The sequence below is a fragment of the Bradyrhizobium sp. HKCCYLRH2047 genome (assembly GCF_051168175.1).
Classification (GTDB): domain Bacteria; phylum Pseudomonadota; class Alphaproteobacteria; order Rhizobiales; family Xanthobacteraceae; genus Bradyrhizobium.
This window is the reverse complement of record NZ_JBNPUM010000009.1, coordinates 39,260-61,098: the sequence shown is the minus strand read 5'-3', so window position 1 is coordinate 61,098 and position 21,839 is coordinate 39,260. Positions and strand designations below refer to the sequence as shown.

The 21,839-nt window shown below is 66.8% G+C and carries 20 protein-coding genes; 10 read left to right on the top strand and 10 right to left on the bottom strand.

Going from position 1 to position 21,839, the window contains the following annotated elements; translation table 11 throughout:
• Positions 1-37 precede the first annotated feature (37 nt).
• From ACQR1D_RS21645 to ACQR1D_RS21635, 3 genes are read left to right on the top strand one after another with little or no spacing between them, the layout of a single operon-like run.
• The gene (locus ACQR1D_RS21645) at positions 38-649 is read left to right on the top strand and encodes a LemA family protein (RefSeq protein ID WP_315804832.1); all 612 of its coding nucleotides are present in this window, start codon (positions 38-40) and stop codon (positions 647-649) included.
• Positions 650-664: 15 nt separating this feature from the next.
• The gene (locus ACQR1D_RS21640) at positions 665-1,561 is read left to right on the top strand and encodes a TPM domain-containing protein (RefSeq protein ID WP_434894076.1); all 897 of its coding nucleotides are present in this window, start codon (positions 665-667) and stop codon (positions 1,559-1,561) included.
• A gap of 17 nt (positions 1,562-1,578) precedes the next feature.
• The gene (locus ACQR1D_RS21635) at positions 1,579-2,076 is read left to right on the top strand and encodes a TPM domain-containing protein (protein ID WP_316177402.1); all 498 of its coding nucleotides are present in this window, start codon (positions 1,579-1,581) and stop codon (positions 2,074-2,076) included.
• 129 nt (positions 2,077-2,205) lie between these two features.
• On the opposite strand, the gene ACQR1D_RS21630 is transcribed toward ACQR1D_RS21635, so the two are convergent.
• Positions 2,206-3,174 (bottom strand): helix-turn-helix transcriptional regulator, encoded by a 969-nt coding sequence (locus tag ACQR1D_RS21630; protein WP_434894077.1) that lies wholly within the window; start codon positions 3,172-3,174, stop codon positions 2,206-2,208.
• Between the two features lie 87 nt (positions 3,175-3,261).
• On the opposite strand from ACQR1D_RS21630, the gene ACQR1D_RS21625 reads away from it, so the two are divergent.
• Positions 3,262-3,906, top strand: coding sequence for a glutathione S-transferase family protein (locus tag ACQR1D_RS21625; protein WP_434894078.1), 645 nt, complete (start codon positions 3,262-3,264; stop codon positions 3,904-3,906).
• A 117-nt stretch (positions 3,907-4,023) separates the two neighbouring features.
• Here the strand turns inward: ACQR1D_RS21625 and ACQR1D_RS21620 are convergent, their stop codons facing one another.
• The 3 genes from ACQR1D_RS21620 to ACQR1D_RS21610 form a co-directional block, all read right to left on the bottom strand.
• Complete coding sequence (locus tag ACQR1D_RS21620) at positions 4,024-4,884, bottom strand: hypothetical protein (RefSeq protein WP_434838641.1); 861 nt, start codon at positions 4,882-4,884, stop codon at positions 4,024-4,026.
• 309 nt (positions 4,885-5,193) lie between these two features.
• Complete coding sequence (locus ACQR1D_RS21615; protein ID WP_434894079.1) at positions 5,194-5,445, bottom strand: hypothetical protein; 252 nt, start codon at positions 5,443-5,445, stop codon at positions 5,194-5,196.
• Positions 5,446-5,515: 70 nt separating this feature from the next.
• Positions 5,516-5,761, bottom strand: coding sequence for a hypothetical protein (locus ACQR1D_RS21610; protein ID WP_434846166.1), 246 nt, complete (start codon positions 5,759-5,761; stop codon positions 5,516-5,518).
• A 661-nt stretch (positions 5,762-6,422) separates the two neighbouring features.
• Here ACQR1D_RS21610 and ACQR1D_RS21605 point away from each other — a divergent pair.
• Together ACQR1D_RS21605 and ACQR1D_RS21600 are read left to right on the top strand one after the other, a co-directional pair.
• On the top strand, positions 6,423-8,396 hold the full coding sequence (locus tag ACQR1D_RS21605; RefSeq protein WP_434894080.1) for a hypothetical protein: 1,974 nt from the start codon (positions 6,423-6,425) through the stop codon (positions 8,394-8,396).
• Positions 8,397-8,526: 130 nt separating this feature from the next.
• A complete protein-coding gene (locus ACQR1D_RS21600; RefSeq protein ID WP_434894081.1) occupies positions 8,527-10,095 on the top strand; it encodes a hypothetical protein in 1,569 nt (522 codons plus the stop codon).
• A 1-nt stretch (position 10,096) separates the two neighbouring features.
• Here the strand turns inward: ACQR1D_RS21600 and ACQR1D_RS21595 are convergent, their stop codons facing one another.
• The 3 genes from ACQR1D_RS21595 to ACQR1D_RS21585 form a co-directional block, all read right to left on the bottom strand.
• On the bottom strand, positions 10,097-11,305 hold the full coding sequence (locus ACQR1D_RS21595; protein ID WP_434894082.1) for a CaiB/BaiF CoA transferase family protein: 1,209 nt from the start codon (positions 11,303-11,305) through the stop codon (positions 10,097-10,099).
• A gap of 252 nt (positions 11,306-11,557) precedes the next feature.
• Positions 11,558-11,758, bottom strand: a complete 201-nt coding sequence (locus ACQR1D_RS21590; RefSeq protein WP_315713975.1) for a cold-shock protein — start codon at positions 11,756-11,758, stop codon at positions 11,558-11,560.
• Between the two features lie 252 nt (positions 11,759-12,010).
• On the bottom strand, positions 12,011-13,735 hold the full coding sequence (locus tag ACQR1D_RS21585; RefSeq protein WP_315803177.1) for an adenylate/guanylate cyclase domain-containing protein: 1,725 nt from the start codon (positions 13,733-13,735) through the stop codon (positions 12,011-12,013).
• A gap of 226 nt (positions 13,736-13,961) precedes the next feature.
• Between ACQR1D_RS21585 and ACQR1D_RS21580 the strand changes: the two genes are divergently transcribed.
• Positions 13,962-15,467, top strand: coding sequence for a glycosyltransferase family 39 protein (locus tag ACQR1D_RS21580; RefSeq protein ID WP_434838648.1), 1,506 nt, complete (start codon positions 13,962-13,964; stop codon positions 15,465-15,467).
• Positions 15,468-15,470: 3 nt separating this feature from the next.
• Here ACQR1D_RS21580 and ACQR1D_RS21575 read toward each other — a convergent pair whose 3' ends face one another.
• Together ACQR1D_RS21575 and ACQR1D_RS21570 are read right to left on the bottom strand one after the other, a co-directional pair.
• Positions 15,471-16,499 carry a YcjF family protein gene (locus ACQR1D_RS21575; RefSeq protein WP_434838649.1) on the bottom strand — a complete coding sequence of 343 codons (1,029 nt, stop codon included), beginning with the start codon at positions 16,497-16,499 and terminating at the stop codon, positions 15,471-15,473.
• Positions 16,496-17,959, bottom strand: a complete 1,464-nt coding sequence (locus ACQR1D_RS21570; RefSeq protein ID WP_315803180.1) for a YcjX family protein — start codon at positions 17,957-17,959, stop codon at positions 16,496-16,498. The genes ACQR1D_RS21575 and ACQR1D_RS21570 overlap by 4 nt, the downstream gene beginning before the upstream one ends.
• A gap of 191 nt (positions 17,960-18,150) precedes the next feature.
• Here ACQR1D_RS21570 and trhA point away from each other — a divergent pair, with 191 nt between their 5' ends.
• Together trhA and ACQR1D_RS21560 are read left to right on the top strand one after the other, a co-directional pair.
• Entirely contained in the window at positions 18,151-18,846 is a 696-nt protein-coding gene (trhA, locus tag ACQR1D_RS21565; RefSeq protein ID WP_315759485.1) for a PAQR family membrane homeostasis protein TrhA, read from the top strand.
• Positions 18,847-18,870: 24 nt separating this feature from the next.
• Positions 18,871-19,665: an SDR family oxidoreductase gene (locus tag ACQR1D_RS21560; RefSeq protein WP_316177422.1), complete on the top strand. Its 795-nt coding sequence runs from the start codon at positions 18,871-18,873 to the stop codon at positions 19,663-19,665.
• Positions 19,666-20,398: 733 nt separating this feature from the next.
• Here the strand turns inward: ACQR1D_RS21560 and ACQR1D_RS21555 are convergent.
• Positions 20,399-20,872: a MarR family winged helix-turn-helix transcriptional regulator gene (locus ACQR1D_RS21555; protein ID WP_315803183.1), complete on the bottom strand. Its 474-nt coding sequence runs from the start codon at positions 20,870-20,872 to the stop codon at positions 20,399-20,401.
• Positions 20,873-20,957: 85 nt separating this feature from the next.
• On the opposite strand from ACQR1D_RS21555, the gene ACQR1D_RS21550 reads away from it, so the two are divergent.
• Positions 20,958-21,755 carry an SDR family NAD(P)-dependent oxidoreductase gene (locus ACQR1D_RS21550; protein ID WP_315803184.1) on the top strand — a complete coding sequence of 266 codons (798 nt, stop codon included), beginning with the start codon at positions 20,958-20,960 and terminating at the stop codon, positions 21,753-21,755.
• Positions 21,756-21,839 lie beyond the last annotated feature (84 nt).

The window sequence follows — 21,839 nt, the reverse complement described above, 5'->3', positions numbered from 1 at the left end:
TGAAGGCGGTACAACCGGATGAAGAGGGGGACGCGCGATGCGGAGATTGCTGACCGTGCTGGCGGCGCTGATGACGCTGAGCCTGACCAATTGCGGCTACAACGCCATCCAGACCAATGACGAGCAGGTCAAGGCGGCCTGGTCGGAGGTGGTCAACCAGTATCAGCGCCGTGCCGACCTCGTGCCCAACCTGGTCAACAGCGTGAAGGGCTTTGCCCAGCAGGAGAAGGACGTGCTGCTCGGCGTCACCAACGCCCGCGCCAAGGTCGGCAGTGTCCAGGCCACGCCCGACGTCGTCAACGATCCCGCGGCGCTGCAGAAGTTCCAGGCGGCGCAGAGCGAGCTGACCTCCGCGCTGTCGCGGCTGCTGGTCGTCACCGAGAATTACCCGCAGCTCAAATCGGACGCGCTGTTCCGCGACCTGATGTCCCAGCTCGAAGGCACCGAGAACCGCATCACGGTGGCGCGCAACCGCTACATCAAGGCGGTGCAGGAGTATAACGTCGGCATCCGCACCTTCCCGAACAATCTGACCGCGATGGTGTTCGGCTACAAGGAGAAGGCCAACTTCACCGTCGAGAACGAGCGCGAGATCTCGGTGGCGCCGAAGGTCGACTTCAACGCGCCGTCGCCTGCGCCGTCGAAATAGCCGGAGCAGGGAATCGTGCGCGCGCTGCCGGTCCTCAAGGCGCTGCTTGCGACGCTGTTCGTCTGCCTCGCGACGATCGTGCTGGCGGACGTCGCGGTGCCGCAGCTCACCGGCCGCGTCGTCGACCAGACCGGCACGCTGTCCTCCTCGGACATCGCGGGCCTCACGCAGAAGCTGAAGGACCTGGAAACCCGCAAGGGCAGCCAGGTCGCGGTGCTGATCGTGCCGACGACGCAGCCGGAGACCATCGAGCAGTTCTCGCTCCGTGTCGCCGAGGTCTGGAAGATCGGGCGCAGGAAGGTCGACGACGGCGCGCTGCTGGTGATCGCCAAGAACGACCGCAAGCTGCGCATCGAGGTCGGCTACGGCCTCGAAGGCAGCCTCACCGACGTCACCGCACGCCGCATCATCGACGAGGTCATCACGCCGAAATTCCGTACCGGCGATTTTGCCGGCGGTATCGATGCCGGCATCGACCGTATCATCGGCGTCATCAACGGCGAGACCCTGCCGGTGCCGCAGCCGCAGGCCTCGCATGGCGACGATTTGGATTTCGATTCCATCAGCTCGTTCGCGCCGGTGGCGCTGTTCGGCGCACTGGTGATCGGCGGCTTTCTGCGGACGCTGCTCGGCCGGCTGATCGGCTCGCTCGCGACCGGTGGCGCCATGGGCGTGTTCGCCTGGCTGATGGTGGGATCGGTTGGGCTGGCGGCGCTGTCGGCGATCGCCGGCTTCGTCATCGCCTTCGTTGCCGACGCCTTCGGCGCGATGACGCCGGGCAGCGGCCGCCGCGGCGGCTGGTCGAGCGGCTCGTCGTCATCAGGCTGGAGCAGCGGCAGCTCGAGCGACAGCGGCAGCTTCTCCGGTGGCGGCGGCAGTTTTGGCGGCGGCGGCGCCTCGGGCAGCTGGTGAGGACGGGGCGCGCGACCATGGGCATCAGGCGGATCGGCCGGCATCTCCTGCAGCATCACTGGCAGCTCAGGCGCATCTTCACGCCGGCTGTGCTGGCCCGCATCGAGCAGGCGATCAAGGACGGCGAGCGCACCCATGCCGGCCAGCTCCGCTTCGTCGTCGAGGGCGCGCTCGACGGCCGGCCGCTGTGGCGCGACCAGCCACCGCGCGAGCGCGCGCTCGACGTGTTCTCGCAATTGCGCATCTGGGACACCGCGCACAACAACGGCGTCCTGATCTACCTGCTCTTGGCTGATCGCGACGTCGAGATCATCGCCGACCGCGGCATTCATCACCGCGTCGGCGCCGAGGGCTGGGAGACGATCTGCCGCGCGATGGAGGCTGAGTTCCGCGCCGGACGCTTCGAGCAGGGCGTGATGCAGGGCATCGCGGCCGTGTCGCGCGAGCTCGCCAGGTACTTTCCGCCGCATGCGGGAGAGACGAACGAGCTGCCCGACGCGCCAGTGGTGCTGTAGCGCTGATCGTACCAGTCGCACTCACTTCGCCGGTCGCGCTCATCCTAGCTGGATGTGAGCGCGCCCCCTCTTCGCTGCGCTCGCAACGACGCGGATGGAAAATACGTCCACAACTTACACCGTCGCAGCTCAGGCGCCGTAGCGCTTCGCCATCGCCTGCGCCAGCTCGGCCATCTTCGCGCGCAACTCCGGCGGATCGAGCACCTCGGCCTCGGGGCCAAACCGCAGCAATTCACCCGCGGCGTGCCACAGCGTCGTCCCGGTCGGGATCGTCGCGATACGCCAGCCCTGCGCATCGGCCTCGTCGGCGAGGCGCATGCGGGCGCGCACGTAAGGCTGGCTCCACACTTCCAGCAGTTTCACACCGAGCGGCGACAGGCGCACCGTGGCCGTCTTCGGATGCAGCTCCGCCTCCAGCCGCTCCGTCGCGGCGCGCCAATAGGCGGCAAGGTCGAAATCGGCGGGCCGCGCGAAACTCTCGTTCGTCACCGTGCAGTCGAGGATGCGCGCGACGCGATAGGTGCGCACGCTGCGCTCGACCCCTCCTGCGAGATACCAATTGCCGCCCTTCAGCACGAGGCCGAGCGGCGCGACGCGGCGGCGCTTCTCGGCGCGCCAGGTCTGGTAGCGGATGTCGATCTGCCGCTCGGCGAGCAGGGCATCGGCGATGGCGCGCAGATGCGGCGGCTCCTCGGCCTCGCCGAACCAGCCGGGCGCGTCGAGGTGGAAGCGCGCCTGCATGCGGCCGGCATTGGCGCGCAGGCTCTGCGGCAGCGCTGCCACCAGCTTGGTCTGCGCCGCGCTCATCGCGTCGTCGAGCCCGAGGGCTGCGGCGGGGCCGGGCAGGCCCGCCATGAACAGCGCATCGGTCTCGGCCGGGGACAGCCCGTTCAGCCGCACGCGATAGCCGTCGAGCAGACGGAACCCGCCTTCGGCGCCGCGCTCGGCATAGACGGGGATCCCCGCCGCGGCGAGCGCGTCGATGTCGCGGTAGATCGTGCGCACCGAGACCTCGCAGGCGGCTGCGAGCTCGGGCGCCGTGACCTGTCCCTTGGCCTGCAGGGTGGTGAGGATGGAGAGCAGCCGGCTCGCGCGCATGCCCTTCTTTAAACATACCTGACACACCTTGTCAGGTATGGTGTGCGACAAGCCCGCCACCGCAGCCGGCAATGGGAGGACACCATCATGACCGCCGACGACAAGATCACGCTGTATTACTCGCCGCAGACCCGCGCCGCCGGCACCCGCGTCCTGCTCGAGGAGCTGGGCGCGCCCTACGATCTGCATGTCCTCAACATGAAGGCGGGCGAGCAGCGCAAGCCGGAGTTCCTGGCCGTCAATCCGCTCGGCAAGGTGCCGACGATCGGACATCGCGGCCAGATCGTGACCGAGCAGGTCGCGATCTTCATCTATCTCGCCGATCTGTTTCCGCAGGCGGGGCTGACGCCGGCGCTCGACGATCCCATGCGCGGGCCCTATCTGCGCTGGATCGCCTATTACGGCGCGTCGTTCGAGCCCGCCGTGATCGACCATTTCATGAAGCGCGAGCCCGCGCCGGTCACACAGTCGCCCTATGCCGACTACGATACGATGCTGGGTGCGCTGGAGCAGCAGCTAGCCAAGGGGCCGTATCTGCTCGGCGAGCGCATGACTGCCGCCGACGTGCTGTGGGGTGTCGCCTTCAACTGGACCATGATGTTCGGCGTGGTGCCGCGCAAGGACGTGTTCGTGCGCTACGCCGAGCGCATCACCCAGCGTCCGGCGTTCCAGCGCGTCACCGCTGCGGATGCCGAGATGGCGGCCCAGCACGCGGCCGCCGCCGGCGTCTGAGCGCCGGCATCGACGCAATCGAGCGAGGTCTCGCCGGCAACGGGACCTCGCCGATGTGATGGCACGTTGTCCGCCAGGCGCGGGTCGCCAGATGTCGGGCTTCCCGCGGCGGCGTCGCTAGTTCAGGCTGATCCCCGTGAGCGGCGTGCCGTCGACGCCGTTGTTGCTGATCGCGTTGTTCTTGAAGGACGAGACCGAGCCGCCGCCGGTCTGAACGACGCCGTTGGAATTGCCCTGGATGACGGAATTTCCCAACGTCACGATGGCGCCGCTGCCGCTTGCCAGAACGCCGGTGTTGTTGAACTCGGAGGTCAGCCGATCGAGAAACACGCCCATCCCCGGCTTGCCGGCCGGGACCGTGGCGGATATTCCGGCATTGCCATTTTCGATGGCCTTGGTGTTGGAGACGAGCACGCTGATTGCGCTGCTCGAATTGGCGGTTGTGACCGTGACGCCGAACGCCGACGCCTTGAGCGAGGAGTCCGCGATCACCACCTGTGCCGCACCGGTCGGCGCGACAGAGATTGCGCTTTGCGAGAAGTTCTCGAAGGTACAGTTCTCGACGACGAGCTTTCGGCCGGCCAGGAAATTGACGCCGTTGAGGCCGAGGGTCGTGCCGGCGCCGTTGATGCTCAGATTGCGCAGGATGATGACATCGTTGGCGCCGGCATTCACATTGATGCCGTTGGTCGCCGACGCCAGGACCGAGGCCATGGTCCCCCCGCCGTCGATGGTGATCGACTTGGTGATCGTGACGGCGCCGTAGCCGCCGGGATCGAGCACGTCGATCTCACCGCCGGCGGCGGTCTTCGAGATCGCGCCGGCGAAGGTCTTGCAGGGCGCAGTCCGGCTGCACGGGTTGACGTCGTCGCCGACCCCGGACACCCAGGTCCGCGTCGCCTGCGCGTGCGCGCCTGACGAGGCAAGGATCAAAAGTGCGGCGCACAAAAATCCGATCGAAGAAATGAGCTTTCGCATGAGTGCTCCCCTTGAAAAAATGGAAGTGAAAAAATAGTCCGAACGCGTAGTATTAGTCTACGAAAGCAACCAGAGCGTTCATCGAAAACAACAAGGCCGGCGGCACAATATACAATCTATGATTGTGTATTGACCAGGGGCGATCTCGACGGTGCGGCACCGTCATCGTTGTTCCGGTCTCTTGGGGGCCATAACATCCTTAGGCTTCGAAAGTGCTCCCCGGCAGGAATTGGTATCCGCGGCATCAGAAAACAGCGGTCTGAAAAGAAGCGCCTCATGTTGCGCGTGGTGCGATCAAGATCTTCTGGATCAATCTGCATGCTCCGAGCCCGTGAATCGATCAGTGCTCGTCATTGTGACCTCTACGTCGTAGCTGCTGCCTTCATATTTGCTGTCTGCGTAGAAGCAGAATTCATATTCGCGTCCCGGTCGTAGAAGCGGAATCCCGGTTCGGGGCATTTGGCCGGCGCCGCCGATATGGAAGTTGCCGAGCTCGTCGGCATATCCCACCAGATCATCGGGCCGCACGCCTTTGATGGCCGGCTGACAATCGATGCGCATTGCTCTCTTCGGTTTCTCGTTCCTCGCTCGGCGAACGCTTCCCTCAAGGTTCTGGTGCAGGCCCGTCCTATCAGCCAAGCAGGCAGCCAGCCGTCCGATGTCGAGAACTGGCGTTCAGTTGGCCGACAAACATGCCTTCCGTCTGTCGATGGCATTGCAAGACTGACAACATTCGCAAGCCTACAGTCGTCCATCGACCACTGACCCGACGGGCAATTTCCGCAATCCCGTCATGCGCCAACTGCCCGTCGAGCCAGTTTGTCGCACGCTTGCCGGCTTGCAGCGTCGGGCAAATCACGACGATGATCCCGGCCATCCCGCCTGCAATGAAGAGGGACGTTTCGGCCGATCGTCACGAGGCGTAGCAGCGGGGAGCGGTGGCCGTATCGGACTTGGGGCTTTGCGCAAGCGGGCCGGCGAGCAAGCGCGGTACGGACGGTCAAGTCGTAGGGTCCTGGCATCCCGATGCCGATGTCAAGTTCGCATGCAGGCTTCGCCTCGTGCGGATGACGGTGACCAGAAAGCCCGGCGCACCGGGGAGACTACGAAGCAGCCGTAACGCCATCGCGCAGGGAGGGCCGGGTCGTTCCGGCTGAACCTGTGGTTCCTGCCCCGTGCAATCTTTCCGCACGGGGGCCACGGGTGCCAGTCGGCACCCGGCCTTCCCTGCGCCCTCCGACTGATGCGGAGGGAATGATGGTCAAAGCTCGGGTGCAATCGCGCCGCGAGAGCGGCTCTGTTTGACTCCCCGTCGACCACGCTGCGCCGCGTGCCGATCGAGCTTGCTGCCTCCGGACGGGCCGCCCAGAGCTGAATATTCGGGCACCGCCCGCCACATCTGCTCCACTTTGTCGGCGCAAATCCGCCCGGTATGAATCCCTAAAACTCAGGTAAGCCTTGCAAAAGTAAGATTTTGGCAATCAATCGAACGCTAACTAAGGTTACCAAGTGCTCAACGTCATGCGGAGACTCTGAACGTGAGCGACCAAAAGCCCGAACGGGCCAGCCTTGGCGTGGCCGGTACGACTGGCGCGGCCCCTGCGAGCGTCGACCCGGCCCTGACGACATCCGCCTCCCCGGACGCAGTCGATCCGGCCGTGCCCACGATCGCCGCGGTGGCCCCGCCCATGATCGCGCCGGATCACGAAGCGCCGGCGGCTGATCGTCCGGGCATCGACCCCAAGGTGGCAATCGTGGAAGCGGTGACCGCGCCCGAGCCGCAGCTCGACACCAAGGCCGGACCGGTTGCATTGGACGGCGCCACGACCGACGCCAAGTCTGCGCCCAACAGCCCTGGGCTCAACAGCCCAGCGATCAACAGCTCTGCGATCAATACCGGGATGACGGCCGGCACCGAGATCGGAACGATCAAGCCCGAGCAGGCCAAGAGCGAAGTCGTCACGGCCGAGCCGGAGAAGATCGAGCCCGCCAAGATCGAGGCGGTGAAGCTGGAGCGCGCCAAGCCCGAGCCTGCGCGGCTCGACCTGGTCAAATCCGACAAGGGCAAGTCCGACAAGGTCAAGCCCGAGCTGACAAAGTCGCAGGCGGCAAGGGGCACGGTGCCGGGCAAGGTCGAAGCCGGAGCGGTCCCGAGTGCTGCGAAATCTCCCTCGACGATCCTGGATCTGATCAGGACCGAGCCGGTCAAGTCGGAGCCGATCAAGGCGGCGGCGGCCGGCGAGCTCCTCAAGGTCGAGACGCCGAAGCTGTCGGCGCTCGCGGCCAATGCGCCGAAGGTGGGTCCGATGGCGGCGACCTCGCCGAAGCCGGACGCGCCCATCAAGCCGGATGCGCCGATCAAGCCCGTGACTGCCACCAAGACGGAAGCCGTCATCCGGCCCGAGCCGGCCGCAAAGCCCGAGCCGGCGGCGAAACCAGAGACGGTTGCCAAGCTGGAGCCCGTTGCCAAGCCGGCATCGGCAGCCAAGCCAGAGGCGTCCGCGTCGCGTCCGGTCACGCCGGTCCAGGCGGCCGCCGGACCGCTGACCAAGGCGAGTGCTCTTGCCGCCGTCGACAAGGCCGCAGCCTGGGCCAGGGCGAAGTTCAAGACCGAGCCGTTCAAGGTCGATGCGGCGCCCAAGCCGGCGGCCGCCGCGACGGCAGCTCGCGCCGCTGGGGCGTCGCCGCCTCCGCAGGCGCAGACCCTGCCGCATGCCGCGAACGGGAGGCTCAACCTTCCGGCCATGGCCGCGATCCTGCTGCTGTCGATGGTCGTCGGCGGCGTTGCCGGTGGTCTGGTCACCGCCAAATTCGTCACGCGCTCCGGCGGCGGTGACGTGGCCGATGCGACGGCTGGCGAGGCTGCGGATTCCACGCTTGGCGCGACGGTGGCGCGGATCGACAATGATGTCGCCGCGCTGAAGGCGAGCCTCGACCAGACCAATCAGACCAGCCTCGTCGAGCTCAACAAGTCCGCCGAGCGTCTCGACCGGCTCGAGAAGATCCTGGGTGACCTGTCGACGAAATCGTCGGCCAAGCCGAGCGAGCTGCAGCGTCTGAGCGAGGCCGTGGACCGGCTGCGCGCCGCGCAGGCGTCCGCGACATCGCAGCAGGCGGCGTCACGTGACAGCGCGGCATCCGTGCCGCAGGCCGTGGGTGCGATCAATGCGGCGGCCCCGCCCGCGGGGGTGGCGAGCCGCCAGGAGGCGAACCGCGCCGAGGCAGCCAGGACCGAAGCAGCAAGGGCAGAGGCGAGCCGGACCGAGCCGGCGCGGGCGGAGGCCGCTCCTCGTCCCGAGCCGAACCGCGCGGACGCCGCCAAGCCCAAGGTCGTCGAGGGCTGGGTGCTGCGTGACGTCGGTCGTGGCGGCGCGCTGATCGAGGGCCGCGGCGGCCTCTACGAGGTCTATGCCGGCGATCCCGTGCCGGGTCTCGGCAAGGTCGACGCGATCCGCAAGCAGGACGGCCGCTGGGTGGTCGTCACCACCAAGGGGCTTGTCGTCTCGCGCTGACCGACCATCTGTTTTTGGAGACGAATCTGACGAGGCGCCTCACCGCGACGTGAGGCGCCTCGTCGCACAATTGTCCGAAGCCGCCCGCCTTTCGGCTATCTTCGAGGGCTAGCAGGCCGTCAGTTGCGCCATGGAATCGAGGAGGCGGATCTTGCGACTGTCGGTATTCGGCTTTGTGATGCTGTGCTGCGCCCCGTTCGCCCATGCGGACGAGAGCGCGCCGATCGAGCGCGGCGCCGCCATCCTCGAGCCGTTCGCGCTGCGTGAGCTCGACAACGGCGCGTTCGGCCTCGGAAAGATGCTCGCGCGCGCGAGCGATGCGCCGCTGACCGACGCGGCATTGTTCGCGCTGCCGTCGATGGCCCCCGTGCGCAAGGCGCTCGAGGCGGAGTTCGACCGCTACGTCGACAAGCACAAGACGACGTTGCCGAACGAGAGCATCGGCGTCGGCACGTCCTACGCGTTCCAGCTGTTCGACCGCACCGTGCTCGATTCGTCCGATGCCCGCTTCGTGCTGGCCGGTGTCGTCAATCGCATGGATCGCGCCTTCGTCGATCCCGACCATTGCGGCGAGGTGCGGCTGCTGTACCGCCTGACGCGGACGACGCCGCCCGAGGCCAAGGACGGCGAGGTCGCCTCGCCGCGGCTGCCGATGACGCTCAACATCGTGCTCAAGGCGCGCAGCGACGCGCAAGCCAAGAGCAACTCCCCGAGCTGCGCCGAGATCGCCAAGCGGTGGCTGGCGACGTCCGATCTGCAACTGACCGGGCCGGAGCTTGCCGCGAAGCTGATGGCGCCGGACGGGCCGCTGGCGCTGATCAGGCCGGAGAACATCCACCGCATCGAGACCAACCTGCAGATCGCGCATGCGCCGAAATCGGCGATCCGCGATTTCCGCACCGACTACATGATGAAGGTGTTCGACTATCAGGCCGCGAGCGGGACGTTCGAGGAGGCGGAGCTGGAGGATCAGGTCGATCGCGACCGGCTGCTTTCGGATGCCGCGCTGGCGCGCGAGTTCAAGGCCTGGCTGCTCGACCCCGTCCATCTCGGCGAGCTCGACCGCGGCACCGCGGTGATCCCCGACCAGTTCCTGGCCAAGGTTGCGGTGGCGCCGACCCCGGTCGGCTTCGTCAATTCCGATCTGCTGCCGGCCTACGGGCTGGTGCAGGGGAGCGCGGCCGGGCAGGGCGCGGTGTTCACCGAGTCCGATGTGGTCGGCGCGCTGGAGAAGGCGGCCGCGCAGGGCATCGTGCTGCAGAACATCCAGTCGGTCGCGGGCTTCGAGCGTCGCCTCAACGATTCGAGCTGCGGCGGCTGCCATCAGACCCGCGGCATCGGCGGCTTCCACTTCCCCGGTGTCGACTGGATGGCGGAGAAGCCGTCCAACACCGTGGTGGTGCCGGGCTCGCCGCATTTCTTCGGCGACCAGGTCCGCCGGCGCGACATCCTCAACGCCTTTGCCGAGGGCCGTACGCCGGATTTCTCGCGCGGCTTCGCCAGCCGCCCGCAGCTGCGCGGCAGCGATGAACTCGCCGGCACGGTCTACAATGACGGCTGGGGCGGGCATTGCTACGCGCGCCACGCCGAGGCCGCGGACAACGACAAGAGCTTCTCGACCTGGACCTGCGCCGCGAACCTGTCCTGTCAGACCGGGCCGGCGACGCGGTTCGGCATGTGCTTCATCGCGACGCGCTAGCTCAGGCCACTGCGCCGCGCGCGCGCAGGTCGCGGATGGCCTCGTCGTCGAAGCCGGCGCTGCGCAGGATCTCGTCGCTGTGCTGCCCTATGCCGGGCGGCTTGCGCGGTGCGACCTTGCGCTGGCCGTCGATGAAGATCGGGCTGTTGACGGTCAGCATGGTGTCGTTCTCGAACGGCACCAGCACATCGTTCTCGATCATCTGCCTGTCGTTCGGGATGTCGTCGAGAATGCCGACCACGCCGAACACGAGCCCGCTGCCGTCGAGGATCCGGCGCCATTCGGCCAGCGGCCTGGTCGCGAACACCGCGTCGAACTCATGGATCAGCTCGACCGAGCGGGCGTGGCGATCGGCCTTGGTGATGAAGCGCGGATCGTCGATCAGCTCCTCCCGGCCAAGGCAGCGGGCGAGGATCGGCCACTGCTTCTCCTCATTGAGGAGCGACAGCATGATCCAGCGGCCGTCCTGGCATTTGTAGTGATTGGCGACCGCGTTCAGCGCGCGCTCGCGCGGTCGCCGCTCGACGAAGGTCGCACCGCAAAGCTTGGCCTGGGCGAGCACGGAGGCCGCCCAGACCCCGTTGGCCATCAGGTTGGTGGCGACATGGCAGCCCTTGCCGGTCTTCTCGCGCTGGTAAAGCGCCGTGACGATCGCGCCATAAAACGCCATCGCGCAGGGGTGGTCGCCCATGCCGGCGACGGAGCGGGCGGGTGTCGTGCTCTCGTCGGCACGGACCAGGTCCATCAACCCGGAGCGCGCCCAATAGGCATTGCTGTCGAAGCCCGGTTTGTCGGCTTCCTCGCCCTTCTCGCCATATCCGGTGAACGACGCGTAGATCAGCCGTGGATTGAGCGGCGCGAGCTTGTCGTGGGTGAGGCCGAGCTTGGCGCGGACCGACGGCGGAAAGTTGGTGATGAAGACATCGGCCTCACCGACCAATCTATGCAGGACGGCCTGCGCTTCCGGCTTCGACAGGTCAAGCGCGAGGCTGCGCTTGTTGCGGGCTTCAAGATACCACGCGTAGTTATGCTCGCTGCGCGGATAGCCCGGCAGGTTCGGCAGGTTGCGGTAGGGATCGCCGGCGCCGGGCGGCTCGATCTTGATGACGTCAGCGCCGAAATCGGAAAGCACGGTGGCGGCTGCGGGAGCCGCGATGAAGCTCGCGCAGTCCAGCACCTTCAGGCCATGGAAAATGCCCTTGTCGTCCATGATGCGCCGCTCCCGTCGCTTGTTTCCGCGCGCTGGAATTCTGTTGTCGGCGCGGTTCGAGGCGCATTTGACCCGGGTCGGGCGGGCGAGGCAATGGCGGGGAGGGAGCTGAAACTACAAACAAGCGTAAAGATGTGATCAGGAGCGGGCACCGCTCCTGTCTATTTCGACGTGTCGACAATCATACTGGCTTGGTGAGGGGAACGATCGCGCCGAAAAGCCGCGAGGCGGAATGGCGCGCCAATTGATCCGCTACACTTTCAGGTTCTCGGCCGAACTCCTGCCGCGGTTGGCAATCTCGTCGTACTCGATGGTCTGGCCCTCGTTGAGGGTCGCCAGCCCGGCCTTCTGCACGGCGGAGATGTGAACGAAAATGTCCTTGCCCCCGGCCGCAGGCTGGATGAAGCCATAGCCCTTGGTCGGGTTGAACCACTTGACCGTACCTTTAGCCATACGTCGCCTCCGCGGGATCAATCCAATTCGAACCGGCGGTCCCCGCAAACCGTCAGGCCCGGAATTCGAGAATACTGCGGTTGTGACAGGCGTGATAGCGCAAACAGCGGGCGGTTTTGGCCCGAAATGATCGATATCGTGGCGGCTTTGCGGCTTTTGACCGCAACGCCACCGTTCCGCCCGTCGCCGCGGACCCGCTGCAACCGTTCTCGGTATGACAGCGCAGGCTGCAAACAGGTTCAACGCAACTCGTCATGCAGCCGTCCCTTCGTCCGAGAGCATCGCGAGTTCGGCGGCATCCATGGCCGTCCTGACGCGCATCGGCTCAGCGCGGCCGCGAATCTCGACCTCGCGCTGCGGCAGCACGTCGGCGGCAAGTCGCGCCCGCGCGTAGACCTCGTCCGAGATGATGACCTGGCAGCCGAGGGTCTTCGTCATGTCCTGCAGTCGTGATGCGACGTTGACGGCGTCGCCCAGCGCGGTGAACACCATGTGGTCGCGATAGCCGATCTCGCCCACGATCACCTCGCCGCCGTGAATGCCGATGCCGAAGCGGATCGGGTCATGCAGATCATGGCTGAGGAACGCGTTCAGCTCGGCGATGTTGGCCGCGATGTCGCGCGCCGCCTGGATCGCCTGGCCGCACGCGACATGTGAATCGGTGGCTAGTCCGAACAGCGCGAGCATACCGTCGCCGACGAACTGATTGGGCTGCCCGCCATTCGCCAGCACGGCCTGGGAGACGGCGCTGAGGAAGCGGTTGACGATGAACACGACGTCGAACGGCAGCCGTTTCTCAGCGAGGCCGGTCGATCCGCGCATGTCGACGAACAGGCTGACGAGGTAGCGCTCCTGCCCGATTCCGGCGCGCGAGCTAGTGCGCTCGCCGGGTGTCGGGTTCGGCATGAACAGCTGAAAGAATGAAAGATCGCCGGTGGGGCGCAACTGGCAGGCCAGCCTGACCGACGGGTCGGCCGCGCCGATCTGCGCGAGCACGAAGGCCTCGCGAGGCGAGGGTGGCGGCAGCGCGCCGGGATCTCCGATCACCCTGATGCGGCAGGTCGAGCAGCGCGCGCGGCCGCCGCACATGCTGGCATGCGGTACGTTGTTGCGCAGACTGGCCTCGAGCACCGACAAACCCTTTGGCACCCGGATGGAGCGGCCATTGTTGTAGGATAGCGTGACCATGCCGCCACGTCGCTCATGCACCGCTCGCACGCCGCGCGCGGCGAGCGCCAAGCCGATCAGGCCGCCATAGCCGATCAGGAAGCCGTTCATGATGGTCTCGAGTACTGCCTGCTCCAGGGGCGTGCCCATCTGCCGCGACAGATTCTCGACCCGCCACTGCGGCGCTGCGCTTGCCGCGATGACGTCTCGGCCTCCACGGTAGAAGCCGAGCAGCGCCAGCGCCGGGATCAGCACGGCGCAGGCGAGCAGCCACGGCGCCGCGCGCTTGTAGAACGGCTTGAGCCGCAGCCAGAAGTGCAGCCCGATGCAGCCATGCGCCCATGACGTCAGCAGCGCGGCCGACATCAGCCAGATCCGCCAGGACGGGCCGGTCCAATAGGAGTACAGAACCTGCGGGTACAGCTTCTCTTGTCCGTACAGGGCCTGCCCGATGCGGACGCCGGCGATGTGGCTGAAGATCAACGCGGGGATGCTGAGGCCGAGCAGCAGCTGCAGAGGCTCCATCGTGCTGCGGCTGAATTGCCGGCGCTGATAAAGCGCCCACACGCCGAGCCCGCCATGGGTGAGAGCGGCCGCATAGAACAGCACGGCGATCGGAGGAAACTGCCAGAACGCCACATGATAGGACACGCCCTCGGCGAGGGCCTGCAGCGAGATGTTGCCGAGCGCATGGTTGAGAAAATGGCTGAGCAGGTAGCTGAAGAGGATGAAGCCGCAGATCAGCCGTACCTGCCGCACACCGATGCCGCGCCGGGCGGACTGTAAACGATGGGAAATCGAAATGGTCATGTGGTCCGTATGATCTGGAGCCGCAATGCTAGAGATTTATTCCCTGTTGTCCTAGAGGGCTGATGGCGGTGGTCATCCGGCGGCGCGAGCTGCGCGCGCGAACGTTGACTCGCCCGGCGGAGTCGGGGAAAAGCACCGCGTGACGGCCATTCCCCCAGGCATCGACAGCCCAAAGTTTCGCTCCACGCGCGCTGCGTGGCTGATGGCTGCGGCCGTGATCACGAGCATGACGATCATCCGTCTCGTCTACGCCGCTGCGCTCGATCTGCGTACCGACGAGGCCTATTACTGGACCTGGTCGAAGGAGCTGCAGCTCTGCTTCCTCGATCATCCGCCCATGATCGCCTGGTTCATCCGGCTGGGCACTTCCCTGTTCGGCGATACCAATCTCGGCGTCCGCTTTGCCGGCATCCTCGCGATGGGCGCGACGCAGCTCCTGCTCGCCGACATCGTTCGCCGCGCCACTCACAACATGCGGGCGGTGATCATCGTGGTGCTGCTGCCAGAGGCCGCGCTCTATTATGGCCTGCTGATGGCCAAGGTGGCGCCGGACGTCGCGGCGATCCCGTTTGCGCTCGCGATGATCTGGGCGCTGGTGCGGCTCGCCGAGAGCGACGACGGCCGCTGGTGGCTCGCTGCCGGACTGTTCGGCGGGCTGGCGCTGCTGTCCAAATTCACCGTCGTCATGCTGCTGCCCGCCGTGGCGGCATTCCTGCTCGTTCCGGCCTGGCGCAGCCGCTGGCTGTTCAGTCCCTATCCATGGTGCGGAGCATTGATCGCGCTGGCCGTGTTCTCGCCGGTGCTGATCTGGAACGTACAGCACGACTGGGCCTCGTTCCGCTTCCAGTTCGTTCGCGCCACCGCGCCGCATGAGTTGTCGTTGCGGACGCTCGGCGATTACATCGGATTGCAGTTCGGACAGGTCGGCTTCGTGCTGCTGCCGGTCACGCTGTCGGCGCTGAGTTTCACGGCCTGGCGCGGCTATCGCACGCGTGAGCCGGTCGCGATCCTGCTGTCGACGGCGGTGCTGGTGCCGTTCCTCTACTTCCTCTGGAAGTCGTTCACCTTGCGGATCGGCGACACCTGGCCGATGTTCATGTGGCCGATCGGGTTTGCGGCGGTCGCGATCAACATCGTCAAGCTGCCGCAGGACGGCGCGCCCGCCTGGTTCGTCCGATCCACCGTGCGCTGGGCGCGCATCGCCGTCGTCAGCGGCATCGCCATGGTGGTCCTGATCTTCCTCTACTACGTCGCCGCGCCCTGGAATTTCCTCGGGCGGGCCGATCCGATCGGCGCCGAGGCGGGCTATCAGCAGGTGGCGGCGCGCGCCGAGCAGGAGCTCAAAAGCAGCGGTGCCACCTGGATCGCGACCTCCGACTATCGCACCTACGCGATGATGCGGTGGTTCTTTCGCGGCCGCGTGCCGGTGATCCAGATCAACGAGCGTGCCCGCTTCATCGGCTTTCGTGATCCCGGCATGAACCGGATCGCGGGACATGCCGGCCTCTACGTCGTGCGCGAGCCGGACAATGCCGGCCCGCTGCTGGCGGACACGACCGCGCACCGCGAGCCGCTCGGACGCGTCGAGCGGAGCTGGCGCGGCCGCGTCATGGACACCTACGCGTTCGGCAGTCTGACGGGCTGGACGCCCGAACTGGCGCCGCCGCCGGACTCGCCATTGTACCAATGGCGCTGGCTCGCCGGTGAGTTCGATTCCGCGCCGCCGGCCTGAGCCTCATCCCTGCTCCTCCTGCTTGCGCAGGAGATCCTTGGCGAGATCCGCCAGCGCCGGTCGCGGCAGCGCGGCAAACGGCATCGGGCGCGTCACGTCGATGGCCGCGAGGCCGAGCCGCGCCGTGAGCAGTCCGTTGAGCACGCCCTCGCCGAGCCGCTGCGACAGCTTTGCCGCGATGCCATGGCCCAGCACCTGCTGGATCAGGCTGTCGCTCGCGGCCATGCCGCCGGTGATGGCGAGGTGGGCGACGACATGGCGCAACAGGCTGATCATGCCGAGCGCGCCGGGACGGCCGCCATAGAGCCGCGCGAGCTGCCGGATCATCCGCAAGCTTGCCACAAAGACGAACAGCACGTCGATCAGCGCGCGCGGGCTGACAGCCGTGACTACGGAAACCCGTTGCGCCGCGACCGACACCAGGCGTCGCGCCTCGATGTCGAGCGGCGCCATCAGCTCGCGCTCGGCAAGCTTGATCATGTCGCCGCCATCGATGATGTCGTCGGCGTGGCCGGCGAGCGCGGCACGCGGACGCGCCAGCCGGGGATTGGCATGTGCGATCCGCAGCAGCTCGGCGACCACCTCCCGGCTCTCGGCGCGATCGTCGGACAGCAGCACGGCGGCCGCGCGCTGATGCAGCTTCTCGATGGTGGCGAGACGCACCAGGCCGTAGGTCTCTCGGGCAATGACGACCGCCAATGCGATCGCGGCTGCGGCCGCGAATCCCGCGCCGACATAGCCGAGCGCCTCGCTGCGCGCGAACAGATCCTCGATCAGCCGGGTGACGCCAAGGCCGAGGCCGAGCAGGACGAGGCCGGTGACCGAGCCCCAGAAAACGGCGCCCCAGCGAAAGCCGCGCCGTGCCGGCAGCACGGTCTCGACCGGCACCGGCAATTGCGCCGGGTCGGCCTCAGGCGTGATCTGGATGGTGCCCCGGCCCGGCCGGGCGGTGTCCTCGGCATCGACCACGACGACGTCGGGATCATCGAGCCGGAAGGTCTGGGGACGACGAGGCTTGGCGCGTTCGCTCATTGCAGCCGGTCTCCGATCAGGAACTGAAGGGCGCGGTCCATGCGGATATGGGGCAAAGCGGGCTCGCCGCCAGCATCGGGGGCCAGCAAAGGCGGGCGGAAGCGCAGAAAGCGGAAGTCGGTGCCGTCGGCAGCAGCGCTCGACAGGCCGCGGTAGGCGCCGCCCTTGAACAGCTCCTCCGGATCGGCCGGCAGCTCGCCCGGAAACGTCGCCACCTCGGTGTCGCCGTCGAAGATCTCGCCATTGGCGCTTTCGCCGGCGGCCGGCGTGCCGAGCAGCGACGGCAGCTTGTCGCGGCCGCGGGCGACCAGCGCCTCGCGCGTCGCCCTGACGGCGGCCAGCGCCACCACATCGATCGCAGCGCCCGTGCTCTCGGCCCGGGCCACCGCGCGGTTGACGGCGCGCCGCAGCACGGCTTCGAGCCGGTCGTGGCTGGTGTGATGCAGATGGTCGGCCTTGGTCGCCGCGAACAGGATGCGGTCGATATGCGGCCGGAACAGTGCGGTCAGCAGATTGCCGCGTCCGACGCGGAAGCAATCGAGAATGCCGGTCAGCGCCGCCTCGAGATCGTGCAGCGCCTCCGGTCCGGCATTGAACGCGGCCAGCGCGTCGACCAGCACGATCTGGCGGTCGAGCCTGGCGAAATGGTCGCGGAAAAATGGCCTGACAACGATGTCCTTGTAGGACTCGTAGCGGCGCGCCATCATCGCCCACAGCGAGCCGCTCGGTGCCTGGCCGTCGGCCGGCACGTCGAGCGGCGCAAAGGTCAGCGCCGGCGAGCCCGCGAGATTGCCCGGCATCAGGAAGCGTCCGGGCGGCAGCAGGCTCATGGCGAAGCGCTCGTCGCGGCAGGCGCGCAAGTAATCGGTGAACAGCCGCGCGGCCTCGAGCGTCGCCGACTCGTCCTCGCGGCCCTCGGGGGCGAGCGTCGCCAGATGCGCGTGCCAGTCCCTGGCGACATGCGCGCGCGGCTCGCTGCGCGACAGCGCGAGGCTTTCCCGCGCCCATTGCTCATAGCTCTTGTTCAGCAGCGGCAGGTCGAGCAGCCATTCGCCGGGATAGTCGACGATGTCGAGCGTGAGCGTCCGCTCGGCGCCGTTGGCGCGCTGGAATTCGATCACCAGCCTGAGCTCGCTGATGTCGACGGTCGAGCTCGGCCAGCGTCGCTCGGTGACCAGCGCCCGCACGTGGCTCTCATAGGCAAAGCGCGGCACGCCGTCGTCGGGTTGCGGCGTCAGATAGGCGCGGGCGATGCGGCCCGAGGCCAAGGCCTCGAACACCGGCATGCGCCCGCCGCGAACGAGGTCGTGGATCAGCGCCGTGATGAACACGGTCTTACCGGCCCGCGACAGCCCGGTGACGCCAAGGCGGACGGTCGGGTTGAGGAAGCTCTCGCCATAATCGAGCAGGGCACGGGCCGAGAGCCGCGCTTCCTCGACGAGTTCGGAAAAGGTCACCATGGGAGGAGGGGAATTCGCCAGTTGAAAAGGGCGTGAGCGATTGTTGACAGGTGGCGATGCAAAACACCGGATTCAAGCTCACAATTCCGGCCCGTTTCCGGATAGAACCAGACTTTGAACGGAACGTTGACCACTGGAAACCATAATCCTTCCGGCACAATTGTCCCGGAAAACCGGCACCAGGCTCTGACATGACCGTATTTCAACTGAAGCAGTTCGCCTCGACCTCCGTCCATGCCGCCACCGGCGCGATGCGCTGGAACTACGACAAGGTCGAGATGATCGCGGACGGCGTCGTCCACGTCGTCGGCATCGCCGCCGGGCTGGTCGCCGCAACCGTGCTCGTCGTGCTGACCTCGATCTATGCCAGCGCCGTCGACATCGTGGTGGTGTCGATCTATGTCGCGGGACTGCTCTCGATGCTGACGCTGTCGGCAACCTATAATCTGTGGCCGGTGTCGCCGACCAAATGGGTGCTGCGCCGCTTCGACCACTCCGCCATCTACGTGCTCATCGCGGCCACCTATACGCCGTTCATCGCCGCCCTGAAGGACACGGTGTTCTCGGCCGCGCTGCTGCTCGGGGTCTGGGGCGTCGCCATCTTCGGCATCGTTCTGAAGCTGCGCTGGCCGGGCCGCTTCGACGCGCTGTCGATCGGGCTGTATCTCGCGCTCGGCTGGAGCGGCGTCATGATGTACGACCGGGTGATCTCGGTGATGCCGGCCTCGGTCCTGGCCTGCGTGCTCACCGGCGGCATCCTCTACAGCCTCGGCGTCATCTTCCACTCGTGGCGGCGCTTGCGCTTCCAGAACGCGATCTGGCATGGTTTCGTGTTGCTGGGCGCCGGCTTTCATTATACCGCGGTGCTCGACCTGGTCTTGACCTAGAAAATTCCACGAGGAGGGCTTTGCATGCAGGTGACCGGCAAGATTGTTGTGGTCACCGGCGGAGCCCGCGGCATCGGCAAGGCGCTGTGCGAGGCGTTCGCGGCTGCTGGGGCGGCCAAGGTGATCGTGGCCGATCTCGACGAAGCCGGCGCCAAGGCCGTCGCTGATGGCATCGGCGGCGCCGCCTTCAGATGCGACGTCTCCCAGGAAGCCGACATCCGGCACGTGATCGAGGAAACCGAGCGGCAGTTCGGGCCGATTGCGCTGTTCTGTTCCAATGCCGGCATCGGCGGCGGCTTCGACCCGTTGTCGGTCAATGTCGGCGGCACCTCCGACGAGCCGTGGGCGCGGAGCTGGGCCATTCACGTGATGGCGCATGTCTACGCGGCGCGGCATCTGATCCCGCGCTACAAGGCGCGCGGCGGCGGCTATTTCCTCAACACGATCTCGGCGGCCGGCCTGCTGTCGCAGGTCGGCAGCGCGCCTTACTCCACCACCAAGCATGCCGCGGTGGGATTTGCCGAGAATCTCGCGATCTCGCACAAGGCCGACAACATCAAGGTCTCGATCCTCTGTCCGCAGGGCGTCGACACGGACATGCTGCGATCGATCCCGAAGGGCCCGCAATCCGGCGACGGCGATCTGAGCCCGGAGCAGGTCGCGCAAGACGTGCTGAAGGGCCTTGCCGAGGAGAGCTTCCTGATCCTGCCGCATCCGCAGGTCCTTGGCTACATGCGCAAGAAGACCGAGAACTACGACCGCTGGCTCGGCGGCATGGCGAAGATCCAGGCGAAGATGCGGGACGAGTTCGGCAAGTAGGATTGCAGCCATTGTCGTCGGATGATTTGAGTTGTCGGACAATCTGACAGTGGACCCTTCGCGACACATCGGACATTGGTCGTTTCCGTCATTGCGAGCGAAGCGAAGCAATCCAGAGTCGCGAGCGCTGCCCTGGATTGCTTCGCTTCGCTCGCAATGACGGCGTGGCAGGTCCTGCGTCCATATCCGCACGGCTCATGACATGACCTCGCGTTCTCGCGACCTTGGGCGTCCGAGTTGTACGGTCATTTGGCTCCCTCCGAACAGACGAAGGGCGCAGGGAATGCCGGGTGAGGGCCTCACCCATGGCCCGCCTGCAGAAAAAATGCAGGCGGCAGGTACCACAGGCAAAGCCGAACACTCCGGCATTCCCTGCGCGACGGTCTTTAACGCTTATACGCAGTCTCCCTGGTGCGCCGGGCTTGTTGGCCACCATGCCGCGACGATGCTTGCGCATTGCGCGGGTGATACCAGCGTCGGGGTATCAGGACCCTGCGACTTCACGTCCGCAAGTTGCCGTTCGTCCGCGCGCAAGCACGCTGCGACATCTCGCGGCCATCGCTCCCCGCCTCGCGTGTCGTGACGATCGCGCGCAACGCCCCTTCGTGTGAGGCGGGATGCGCGGAAACATCGTCCTGATTTGCCCGACGGTGCAAGGCCACGTGCTGCGGCATTTCAACACGACGGGCAGTTTCGTCATGACGCGCATGCGCAATCTGCCCGTCGGGCGCGCTCATGGCTCCGACGGCTGCATGTCCTGCTCTGCCGCGCGCCAAGCTTCGAGCGCGCGGGCGTACAGCAACAGGCCCTCGCGCACCGTGCGCTGCTCGGCCTTCGACAGCGACGACAGGGCGCCGCGAACCTGCTGGCGGCCGAAGGCGTGCAGCGCCGCCAGCGTTTTCCGTCCCTTGGTTGTGAGGCAGAGCGGCTTGATGCGGGCGTCGCCGGCATCGATCGTCTCCTGCAACTCGCCGCTGTCGATCAGCTTGCGGACCATGCGGCTGATGCTGGATTTCTCCAGATGCAGGATCGTGCCGAGCTGCATCGCCGTCAGCGGGCCGCGCAGGCCGATCTCCAGGATGGTGTGAACCGCCGACGGCGGAAGGTCGGTGGCGGCCAGCGTCGCTTCCATGAAGCCGAGCTCGCGCACCATCAGGCGCGCGGCGGCGCGGATGTCGTCGACGAGCGTGAGATCCGGGTCGGGCATCTTGACTCCTGCCATATAGTTGTATCATACAACAAATTGCCGATGCAACGTGGCATCGACGACGCCGTACAGCGGAGGGTCGGAGATGAGTGATACGCAGCTCACGGCCGGGGCAAGCGCGCCCGCGGCGTCGCGGATGCAGGGGCAGGTCTGCCTCGTCACCGGGGGCGGCTCCGGCATCGGCCGGGCCGCCGCCTTGAAGCTCGCCGCCGGCGGCGCAGAGGCAGTCGTCGTCGCCGGACGGCGCGAGGCCGAGCTGGCCGATACGGCGGCACGATGCCGGGCGCTCGGGGCCGAGGCGCTCGCGGTGAAGGCCGACGTCACGCGCGAGGACGACGTCGCGAACCTCGTGCAGGCCGTGCTGGATCGCTATGGCCGGCTGGATGCGGCGTTCAACAATGCCGGATTCCAGGAGCGCCGGGCGCCGATCGAGCAGCAGGGCGACGGCGTCTATGCGGACGTGTTCGACGCCAATGTGCGCTCGGTGTTCCTGTGCCTGCGCGCGCAGTTGCCGGTCATGTATGCGCAGGGCCGCGGCCGCATCGTGATCAACGCCTCCGTGAGCGGCGTGCGCAATCCGAATGCGGGGCTTGCGCTCTATTCGGCGTCGAAGGCCGCCGTGATTTCGCTGACGCGATCGGCCGCGATGGAGGCGGCGCCGCGCGGCGTCCGGATCAACGCGATCGCGCCCGGACGCGTCGTCACCGACATGATGCTGCGCGCCGGTGTCGGCGACATCGCGACCGTCGCCGCCGGCCTGCCGCTGCGGCGGATGGGGCAGCCCGAGGACATCGCCGAGGCCGTGCTGTGGCTATTGTCGGACGCGTCGTCCTATGTCGTGGGCCACGTCCTGGCGGCCGATGGCGGCTTCCTCGCGTCCTGAATCCGAGAGGCGTCGGCCGTCGCCGACGACGCAGCGCCCGCGATCGCCGCAGCCGTCTCGGACCCTTGATTGTCGTCGAAAGAG